An 8,993-nucleotide genomic window follows, 5' to 3' on the forward strand; every position below is an offset into this window, starting at 1 on the left:
TGCCGGGGCGTTCCTCTCGCGGAGTCATGCCTAGCAGGTGTTGATAGAATTCAAGCGTTATGTCGACATCATGGACGCAGAGGACGACGTGATCGAAGCCGTGGATGTTCATGGACAAAGCATACCTTTGGTCAGTTTCGCTGCAAGAGGTGAGCAACGCGATTTCGATCAGACCAAACTATCCGCCCAAGCGGTTCTGAATTTGCGCACCTGTCAGAGTTTCAATCGTCTTGCTCAGAATCCACGCATGCCCGAATGGGTCGAGAACGCGGCCCGCTCTCTTGCCAAAGGGACGATCCGCGAACTCGATAACAACTGCCCCGCAGAAGTCCACCATTGCCATGGCGATTTCATTCCGGATTTGCGAAACTCGGAGCTGACGCAGCATAAGCCCCTGCCCTGTTTTTCGAGACATTTTCAACGGCCCAAAGGAGACATCCAGTGCACCCCTCGGATGCTGCGGCTGCAGCCCGCTTTTCGGACATTCGCTGCGCAAGCGAAATCTGGGCTTTGGTGAACTCACGGTAGGCTGGCTTTGCCGTCTTTCGATCTGGAGCCTTCGCTAAAGCAGCATTTGCTCGCGGTCGCGGCATACTTATTGTTGCGTCGCGGCAAGTGTCACCAACCAGGTCATTCGCAGCCGTTATATTTGCGTTAACGGAAACCGTACCTTCGCCGCAGCTCGGTCGGACGAGCAAGACGCGGGATATGGCAAGCATTGAAACATTGGTTCTTGCTTCGTGTTTGAATTGATTAGAAACGAGGCATCAAAAGTTTGTTTATTTGCTGTTAGCTTTTTTGACGAGCATAATCTTTATTTTTCCGATACGGGACTTAACGCTACTGCCGAGCCCGATAGCCGGAAGCAATGATCCGGTTAATGAGAAAGGCGACGGCCTGGTGTATATCCTCTTCATCGTTATTGCCGACCGCTGCTTCGTGGGCAGCGGCTGCGTCACGGAGAACTCCCACAATCTCATGTTCGGGCAGAAGCTCACGATCTTTAATTGCAAGCAAAAGCGCTTCACAAATTGAGAGTGCGGCCATTCCTGAATGGTCTTGCCGGTTAGCCATGGTAGACGTCCTTTTCTAACAGGCGTCCAAGCATGGAAGCGCCACGATGAATTGCACCATACTGGCATAGATTGCTGTATACTTAACTGATCGAAAGCAGTCTTGGCGTCGGATAGTTTCGCGGGCTGCTCTTCGATGAAGGAAGAACACTTGCGCACTATCAAAAATAGTCCACTCACCCGAAAGCTTTCAAACTTCGTCGCTCTGACTGAGGTTGAACTTGCGGTATTGGCACGCCTGCACAAGCGTCGCAGAACCTTTGAAGCCGGGCGTGACCTTGTGCATCAAGGGCAATCAGAGCAGGCTGCCTACATTCTGGCCTCGGGCTGGGTTTGTTCCTACAAAACCCAGACTGACGGGTCGCGTCAGATCGTCGATTTCCAAATACCGGGTGACTTTCTGGGCTTGCGAAGCGTTCTGCTGCACACCTCGGATCACAGCATAGAACCAATCATGGAAATCCAAGCCATTGAAGTAGTAGTGGATGATCTCCTGGAAGCATTTGCGCAGACGCCCCGGCTGGCGACAGCAATTCTTTGGGCGGTATCTCGAGATGAAGCGATGGTGGTTGAGCACCTGGTCAACATAGGACGGCGAGATGCGGGTGAGCGCATGGCGCATTTTCTTTTGGAACTTGGTGTGAGGCTGACTCAGGTCGGGATGGCAAACAAGACGGGATACACTTGCCCCCTGACACAATACCACCTTGCCGATGCGCTGGGACTGAGTGCCGTGCATGTTAATCGTGTCCTACGGCAACTGCGGGAGAAGGGGTTGGTTACTTTTCAATCCGGGCAAGTGGCATTTGATGATTATGACGGACTGGTGACGTTGGCCGGTTTTGACCCCACTTATCTGGATCAGGCCGGGCCACTGTTGAAGCAATAGGTTCACCCCTTCAGCGATGCCGGGATATTGATGATAGTTGCCTGGTTAGAGACGCCATTCGCTTCGGCAGATTTTGGATTTCACAGAAAAAGAAGCGCAAGATAAATACAGTCCGATTGCGGTACTGGATTTCCTGCGCTTCTCAAATACTCGTTAAGAACACGCCAGCAAATATCCCGCCAACACACATCACGTTGCCGGAATCCAAACATCGTTGCACTGACGCAGGTTAGTCAATTTTTGGCAGTACCGGATCCTCGGGCACCAAATGCATTTGAGATTCCAATAAAATCTCAGGTCATTGGCCGCAGACTAACATCGATCAGCGCGCGTCTGCCATTTGCACATTATTCTAAATTACAACGCCAGTACTACCGCGGCGCTTACGAGCGTGTACCGCGGCAGACTGCGCGGGGAAGATCCAATAAACTATATGGAGGACCAAGGTGAGCACGAGATCGTCCAGTTCTTTGGTGACGTTTTCAAATCCGTTCTCTTTGTCCGGCTACCCGGATGAACTTCCTGCAGGCGAGTATGAAGTAGTTGTTGAAGAAGAACTACTACAGGGCCTGAGTTTCGAAGCATATCGCAGAACCGGAACCTACCTGACAGTTCAGGGCAAAGGCAGCAAGCCAGGCCGCACGGAAATGCGCCCAATTGACCCAGAAGATTTTGAACTGGCGCTCAAGCAAGACCAAACCTTGGCCACATCTAACAATGACAGCGATGCGGCGCTTTCCCCGCAGGAGGAATAGATTATGAACACGCCCGAATGGCTTAAACCCGGAATCTACGGCGCCCTGATCGGAGGGGTTTTCGTAGGCGTCGTTGGATTTTCTTGGGGTGGATGGATGACCGGTAGTAACGCGGACAAGATGGCCAACGCCATGTCCCGCGACAATGTAATCGCTGCGTTGGTTCCGATCTGCGTCGACATGGCGAGAACTGACACCCAACGCGCCGAAAAAATAACTACGATCAAAGAAGCTTCTTCTTTCAAGCGAAAGGATGCCGTTATGGCAGCCGGCTGGGCAACGGTACCGGGATCCCAAACCCCCAACAAAGATCTGGCACAGGCCTGCATTGAGGGGCTGAACCTGGATGGATCGTAACTCAATCACTCAACATTCGGACAACGCCGTTTGCACCAGGACAAATCGAAAAAATCGGCACTGGTTTTACTCTCACTTTATGACGGCGCTGTTTGTTGGCGTTTTCAGCTGCTTGGCGGGCTCCTTTATCTCATCAAATCCCGCATCGGCCGAAACAAATTCGATCCCGGATAATGCGCATCCCAAAAAATATGGCGACGGTTGGGAATGCGATTTGTCCTATCGGTTGGAAGGCGAAGAATGCGTTGCCATTGTCGTGCCGGGAAATGCCTACCCCACAAACAGAACATACGGCTCAGGGTGGGCATGTATGCACGGCTTTGTTGAAGTTGGCGGCACCTCATGCACTGAAGTGATTGTGCCTGAAGGTGGATATCTCGATCCATCAGGTGAGAGGTGGCGGTGCCTGCGTGGATACACAAGAGTAGACGATAGCTGCCAGAAAATCGTGGTGCCGGATAATGCTTACCTGACGAATAGCACTTATGGATCTGCATGGCGTTGCAACCGTGGCTACGAAAAAAACGGAGAAGCATGCGTGGCAGTAGCGGTGCCGGAAAACGCTTTTCTGAACGCATCAACCAGCGGGCGTCCCTGGACGTGCGAGCGTGGGTATTTTGAGCGCGACGGACGGTGCGATGCCGTCTTTGTGCCTGAAAATGCTTTCTACGATGACGCGATCCATGGAGTTGGACGGAAATGCGAACGTGGCTACGAGGCGTCCGGTGATCGCTGCAATGCAATCGAGCTACCGGCAAATGCCCATATCGACCGATCCGGCAATGGGTGGCAATGCCACAAAAACTATCATCGATCAGAAGGGCTGTGTGTTCTGAACCAGTGAGAATTCAGACAGAAAGCCCACTTTCCCAAACTTCACAATTTTTGCCCGTCCTTACCAAGGACGCGCGTTTCACGCTCTAAAAAGGAACAAATATGAAACCCGTACCCATTGCGTCGGATGCCAAGCAGTTCATTGCCAGCGATGCGCAAAAGCTGCCGCCTGAACAAGCAGTTTTTCCAGAGCTTCACCGCAAGACACTTGTGAAGGATACACCGACTGCAGTTGTGTATTGCGAAGGGAACTTCGCAAAGATCGATGGCAAGACGGCTAATGGTCTCGTTCGACATTCACAGGCCTATCGCGTTCTTTCGGTGATCGACAGCACAAATACCGGCTGTGACAGTGGCAAAGTGCTTGATGATGTCGCCAATCAGGTTCCCATCTTCGATAATCTTGATGCCGCCGTCGCAAATGAAGCTACGATCCCCGACACGTTTATTTACGGAATAGCGCCGGCCAGCGGAAGAATGTCCCTTGAGGATCGCGAAGTTGTTGTGGACGCGATAACGCTCGGAATGAACATCGTCAGTGGACTGCATGAATTTCTTAGTGATGATAAAGAGCTCGTCGGATTTGCCAAAATTCACGATGTTACGATCCACGACATTCGCAAGCCGCGACCCAATCGCGACCTTCGCCTGTTAGATGGCAGTGTTGGAGACGTCCAAGCGATCCGCATCGCGGTGTTTGGCACCGATTGTGCAATTGGAAAGCGTACAACCGCGACGATCCTGACAAGTGCCCTTAACGCGCATGGGATCAAAACAGTTTTGGTCGGCACCGGCCAGACAGGATTGATGCAGGGCGCCAAGTATGGTGTCGCGATGGATTCGGTACCGCCGCAATTTTGTTGCGGCGAACTTGAGCGCGCTGTTGTAGCTGCATCTGAAGGTGAGAGCCCGGATGTCATAGTGATCGAGGGCCAGGGCGCGCTCAGCCATCCGGCCTTTTGCACGTCAGCCTTCATTCTGCGAGGCAGTCAGCCACATGCGGTAATTCTTCAGCACGCGCCCAAGCGAAAACGTCGATGTGATTTCCCCAACATGATTATGCCCGACCCTTGCGATGAAATCACTCTGATCGAGGCTTTTGCGAACACAGAGGTAATTGGCATGACGATCAACCATGAAGGAATGAATGATGTTGAGATTTCAAAGGCCATCACAGACTATAACTGCAAATTGTATCTCCCGGTCACTGACGCATTGAACCGTCCTCCAAAAAACTTGGTGAATATGGTTCTATCTGCCTTTCCGCGCTTGCAACCCCTACGTGCTACGACGATTGAATGAGCAAGCTGCGTATTGAAGTTGATCTGGACAAAATTCGGTACAACACACGGTTCCTGGTCGACCACCTTAGACCCCGCGGAATTACGGTGACAGGTGTGACAAAAGCCGTTTGCGGTCATCCTGAGATTGCGAATGCTATGCTTGAAGGTGGCGCGACAGGGCTGGCGGACGCGCGGATCAGCAATATCATGCGTATGCGCGATGCTGGGATCTCGTGCTCCATATCCTTGATCCGAACGCCCATGCTGAGCCAGGTCGCGCAAGTCCTTGATAACTGCGATGTCAGCTTCAACACTGAGATGGACATTATCGCCAGCCTGGCCATCGAGGCGCTGGGAAAGAGCATGACTCACAATATTATCTTGATGGTGGAAATGGGGGATATGCGGGAAGGCATCTTGCCTGAGCACCTTGAAAGCACTGTGTCTCAAATTCTTAGAATGGAAGGGATTTCTCTGAAGGGGATTGGCGCAAATTTTGCCTGTCTGGGTCATGTGGCACCCTCTGCAGGAGCAATGGAATTGCTTTCGTCACTTGCCGCCGACACCGAACTTGCAAGTGGACCCGCTCTGGAAACAGTGTCAGGCGGCGGCTCTACCAGTTTGCCATGGGCGCTTGGCAAGGGTGCGACCGGAAAGATCAACAACCTGCGTCTGGGTGAGGCTATCCTGTTGGGTACCGATCCTGTATCCGGGCACGCGATCGGCGGGCTTAATACAGATGCTTTCACTCTTTGGGCGGAAGTGATCGAAACGAAAGCCAAATCAAACCCAAATCCCGTGCGAATGAATTACCCTATACCTTCAATGCAGTGTGTGACTTTAGACGGTCCTTCGAATACTCGGTCGATCCTTGGCATTGGACTCCAGGACACCGATGCAGCGGGTCTTGCATTCCCTGCTGGCGTCACGTTCGTCGGAGCCACCAGTGATCATATCGTTGTTGAAAACACCAATTGTCTGCTTCGCCCTGGTGGCGAGGTAAAGCTGAAATTGAACTATAGCGCGCTCTCGCGCGGCATGGCTGCACCTGATGTAGCAAAAGTCTTCCATGGTGATGGCGCATTGGTTGACTGCTCCGCAGCGAACACTGATCGCCCATATTCGAAGCGAAAGTAGCGCGCCAGGGTTGCCGCCGCCTCGGTTCTGCTTCAGCCACCCGTCTTATTCTACGGCTTTACGTAGTAAATGAGGCACCCAATCCCTATATAGGATGTAGCCGCATTCACTTTTCACACCTCATCTGGGCTCGTGGGTGGTGCGGACAATCAAAGGATCAAAGTGATGTCTTTCAAAGACCTGACGACCAGAGCGGCTGCCGCACTGAAGGAAAACGATGCGGACGCACCGAAAAAAGAAACGACGTCGGAAGGGCCTGACACCGTCCCCGAAAAACCAAAGCCTAAACCCCAAAACTGATAATTCCCTGCCGGGAGTGGGTGGCTTGTTCTTGTCTGCATCTCCGAGCGAGCGGTATCAGCAAAGGAGAACTAACCAAATGAACCAACTAATCAGCAAGACAATCGCAGTCTTTTCCAAGCCGTTTACTTTCCCTGGCTTCGACGAATTACTCCCGGCAGGCGAATACGACATAGAAACTGAGCTTTCCGCACCACCAGATTATTCGGACCCAGAAGCCTGGAAGGCATCGGTGTTAATCTGTCTGCATCCACGGAAATCTCACCCCGGTCTGGCGCGTACCTTGACCGTTTCTCTTACTGATTTGGAGAGAGCCCGCGCAAAGGATAAATTGTCTTCAAAGCAGTTGTCGCAGTTCTTGCTCGACCAACTTTTGGCCGATCCCATGGTGCAATTGATTATGGAAGCGGATGGCGTTTCAGAGACTCAACTTCGGCACCTCTACTCGGAGTCGCTCATCTCTGAGGCAGACGACAGATTATCAGATCAACGAGCCCTACGGCGAGGATGCGGAAGCGGCTCTCGGTATGCCTTCGCAGTCCAAGCTGCTGAGAACGAAGGAATGCTAGTTCGTCCTAATAAAACCCCTCGGATTACAGGCCGTCCCATCGGACAGTCTGAACCAGGCAGCTCCTTCAATCTCAAGGCTTAGGGCTCGGAACTTTCTTTTCCAGTCGCTGTATAAACCAAAACAGAAATCGAGGCTAAGAACTGATGGAAGACACCGACAACGAAGCAGATACGATCATGGCTCGCGCTCATAATGACGTGCCGCAAGAACGCCCGTGTCTTCGTTGCAGAACTCCATTCTGGAGCGAAGGGTTCGGAGAGCGGATTTGTCGACGCTGCAAGGGGTTGAACGCGTGGCGAAATGGCGTATCGGTAAGCCCTGGGCTTGCTCGGCGTCGCTGATAAGCTAACAACAGCGTATCCAGCTTTTTTGATCATAAATCATTATAACTTATTCGCGTTGACCCAGCCCGCTGATCCAAGCCTTTTCAACGTGGAACTCGATCGGTAGTCGGTGCCGAAGACGAAGCGTCCGCGCAGTTTGGATCGAACCGTTCTTCGGCATAGCGATATTAGCTCAAGCCGCTGAATGCACACGCTGAGATCATGCCGGTAGGAACCGAGTTGCTGCAGTTGCAGTCCATTTTCCGGACAATCGCTGCGAACGCACGTTCAGTGCTTTAGAATAGATCAACTGTGTTGAACGGAGTAACAGACTGATCTACCGCCTCTCATCTCGCTCGATACGAGCTCAATTCTCGATCCGAGGCTGCTCCGCGAAATACTCGACGCTCACTCCGACATCCATTGAGATCAGGTCGCTTCTCGAGCCTTGAAAACTTCCTGCCACGGGTACCACCTGTTCGATCCTGCGGGCAACCGCAACGGGGATCAGGTTAGCCGCACCGACAGCTCGATTGGTCGGGTCGAATGGGATCCATCCCGCTCCCGGCACAAAGACCTCGACCCAGGCATGGGTGGAGCCATCGCCCGTCGATCCGACCCGATCTCCGGACGGATCAAAGATATAACCGGAAACCATTCGCGCACCGAACCCGAGCGTCCGAACGGCCTCGGCAAAAAGCACGGCGAAATCGCGACAGGAGCCCCACCCCCGGTCCAGCGTTTCGAGCGGTCCCTGCGTGCCTTCCGACTCGCGGCTCTGGTACGTGATCAGGTAAGTCACACCATTTGCGACGTCTTTCAGGAGGGAGAGTGTGTCGGTCGGCCGCTGCATCACGAAACCTTCGACCCAGTCAGACAAGCGTCCGTCATCGTCTTGGTATTGCGGGGAGGCAAGTGGCCCGAGGTCTGCCAGGTCGTCGTTCGCGTAGAGAAAAGGATAGGAAGCCGCATGAGCGGCAATCGGGAAAACCGGCCAGACGGGCGCCTTTAGGTCGACAACTATCCGTGCGGTCATCACGAGCGCGTCGCTTGCGGCTTCGAATGTTGCTTCCGCTAGAGCGTTCCCGGCCACATCGTTCGACCAGACGACAGTCGCCGAGGGCGAGACATCCAGGTCGAAATAGACCAGCCAGAGGTCGCACGTTTCGCGAGGCCGCAGCATCATCTGATGCGGACCCAGAGGCACTGCCTTCGCATACCGGTATTCCGTTTTATGGCAGATCTTGATCCATGGCATGGCCCGCGCTCAGGACGTTCGGCCCGCAAATCGGCGATGACCTTGCCCGATGCTACCGGGAGCCGCGCAGGTACCGTCGGCTTTGCGAAAACCGATGGTGTGGTCCCAACCCGCCCAAAAGGGGATGTGTCGCAAACTTTTAGAATGGCCAAAGTAGCGACTTACCGCACGCACTCATCCTGCGATCTCGGCAAATTGCCGAAAGCCACATGT

General features: G+C 53.2%; 12 protein-coding genes. 9 read left to right on the top strand and 3 right to left on the bottom strand.

All coding sequences use genetic code 11. The features are described from left to right. Nucleotides 1-112 (bottom strand): VOC family protein (locus tag ACR0K1_RS25055; protein WP_480852262.1); only part of this gene is annotated, 112 nt, incomplete at its 3' end. Between ACR0K1_RS25055 and ACR0K1_RS25060 the strand changes: the two genes are divergently transcribed. Further along, nucleotides 71-517 carry a hypothetical protein gene (locus ACR0K1_RS25060; protein WP_480852263.1) on the top strand — a complete coding sequence of 149 codons (447 nt, stop codon included), beginning with the start codon at nt 71-73 and terminating at the stop codon, nt 515-517. The two genes, ACR0K1_RS25055 and ACR0K1_RS25060, sit on opposite strands and share 42 nt — an antisense overlap. Nucleotides 518-840: 323 nt before the next feature. On the opposite strand, the gene ACR0K1_RS25065 is transcribed toward ACR0K1_RS25060, so the two are convergent. Further along, nucleotides 841-1,074 (bottom strand): hypothetical protein, encoded by a 234-nt coding sequence (locus tag ACR0K1_RS25065; protein WP_480852258.1) that lies wholly within the window; start codon nt 1,072-1,074, stop codon nt 841-843. A gap of 135 nt (nt 1,075-1,209) precedes the next feature. Here ACR0K1_RS25065 and ACR0K1_RS25070 point away from each other — a divergent pair, with 135 nt between their 5' ends. The 8 genes from ACR0K1_RS25070 (at nt 1,210) to ACR0K1_RS25105 (ending at nt 7,280) form a co-directional block, all read left to right on the top strand. Next, the gene (locus ACR0K1_RS25070; protein ID WP_170499212.1) at nt 1,210-1,962 is read left to right on the top strand and encodes a Crp/Fnr family transcriptional regulator; all 753 of its coding nucleotides are present in this window, start codon (nt 1,210-1,212) and stop codon (nt 1,960-1,962) included. A 446-nt stretch (nt 1,963-2,408) separates the two neighbouring features. Continuing rightward, complete coding sequence (locus ACR0K1_RS25075; RefSeq protein WP_170452327.1) at nt 2,409-2,717, top strand: hypothetical protein; 309 nt, start codon at nt 2,409-2,411, stop codon at nt 2,715-2,717. A 3-nt stretch (nt 2,718-2,720) separates the two neighbouring features. Continuing rightward, nucleotides 2,721-3,074, top strand: coding sequence for a hypothetical protein (locus ACR0K1_RS25080; RefSeq protein ID WP_170452329.1), 354 nt, complete (start codon nt 2,721-2,723; stop codon nt 3,072-3,074). Then, on the top strand, nt 3,064-3,918 hold the full coding sequence (locus tag ACR0K1_RS25085) for a hypothetical protein (protein ID WP_480852259.1): 855 nt from the start codon (nt 3,064-3,066) through the stop codon (nt 3,916-3,918). The genes ACR0K1_RS25080 and ACR0K1_RS25085 overlap by 11 nt, the downstream gene beginning before the upstream one ends. A gap of 92 nt (nt 3,919-4,010) precedes the next feature. Then, complete coding sequence (locus tag ACR0K1_RS25090; protein WP_480852260.1) at nt 4,011-5,210, top strand: N-acetyltransferase DgcN family protein; 1,200 nt, start codon at nt 4,011-4,013, stop codon at nt 5,208-5,210. Then, a complete protein-coding gene (locus tag ACR0K1_RS25095) occupies nt 5,207-6,328 on the top strand; it encodes an alanine/ornithine racemase family PLP-dependent enzyme (RefSeq protein WP_480852261.1) in 1,122 nt (373 codons plus the stop codon). The genes ACR0K1_RS25090 and ACR0K1_RS25095 overlap by 4 nt, the downstream gene beginning before the upstream one ends. Nucleotides 6,329-6,493: 165 nt before the next feature. Beyond that, nucleotides 6,494-6,628, top strand: coding sequence for a hypothetical protein (locus tag ACR0K1_RS25100; RefSeq protein ID WP_480617366.1), 135 nt, complete (start codon nt 6,494-6,496; stop codon nt 6,626-6,628). Nucleotides 6,629-6,707: 79 nt separating this feature from the next. Beyond that, complete coding sequence (locus ACR0K1_RS25105; protein ID WP_480617365.1) at nt 6,708-7,280, top strand: hypothetical protein; 573 nt, start codon at nt 6,708-6,710, stop codon at nt 7,278-7,280. Nucleotides 7,281-7,889: 609 nt separating this feature from the next. On the opposite strand, the gene ACR0K1_RS25110 is transcribed toward ACR0K1_RS25105, so the two are convergent. Then, nucleotides 7,890-8,780 carry a transglutaminase family protein gene (locus tag ACR0K1_RS25110; RefSeq protein ID WP_480617364.1) on the bottom strand — a complete coding sequence of 297 codons (891 nt, stop codon included), beginning with the start codon at nt 8,778-8,780 and terminating at the stop codon, nt 7,890-7,892. Nucleotides 8,781-8,993: the final 213 nt, after the last annotated feature.

This window comes from Ruegeria sp. F5, assembly GCF_056533845.1.

Coding starts and splice junctions, on each gene's coding strand:
- ACR0K1_RS25060 (WP_480852263.1), top strand. CDS start 71: ATGGACGCAGAGGACGACGTGATCGAAGCCGTGGATGTTCATGGACAA.
- ACR0K1_RS25065 (WP_480852258.1), bottom strand. CDS start 1,074: ATGGCTAACCGGCAAGACCATTCAGGAATGGCCGCACTCTCAATTTGT.
- ACR0K1_RS25070 (WP_170499212.1), top strand. CDS start 1,210: ATGAAGGAAGAACACTTGCGCACTATCAAAAATAGTCCACTCACCCGA.
- ACR0K1_RS25080 (WP_170452329.1), top strand. CDS start 2,721: ATGAACACGCCCGAATGGCTTAAACCCGGAATCTACGGCGCCCTGATC.
- ACR0K1_RS25085 (WP_480852259.1), top strand. CDS start 3,064: ATGGATCGTAACTCAATCACTCAACATTCGGACAACGCCGTTTGCACC.
- ACR0K1_RS25090 (WP_480852260.1), top strand. CDS start 4,011: ATGAAACCCGTACCCATTGCGTCGGATGCCAAGCAGTTCATTGCCAGC.
- ACR0K1_RS25095 (WP_480852261.1), top strand. CDS start 5,207: ATGAGCAAGCTGCGTATTGAAGTTGATCTGGACAAAATTCGGTACAAC.
- ACR0K1_RS25100 (WP_480617366.1), top strand. CDS start 6,494: ATGTCTTTCAAAGACCTGACGACCAGAGCGGCTGCCGCACTGAAGGAA.
- ACR0K1_RS25105 (WP_480617365.1), top strand. CDS start 6,708: ATGAACCAACTAATCAGCAAGACAATCGCAGTCTTTTCCAAGCCGTTT.
- ACR0K1_RS25110 (WP_480617364.1), bottom strand. CDS start 8,780: ATGCCATGGATCAAGATCTGCCATAAAACGGAATACCGGTATGCGAAG.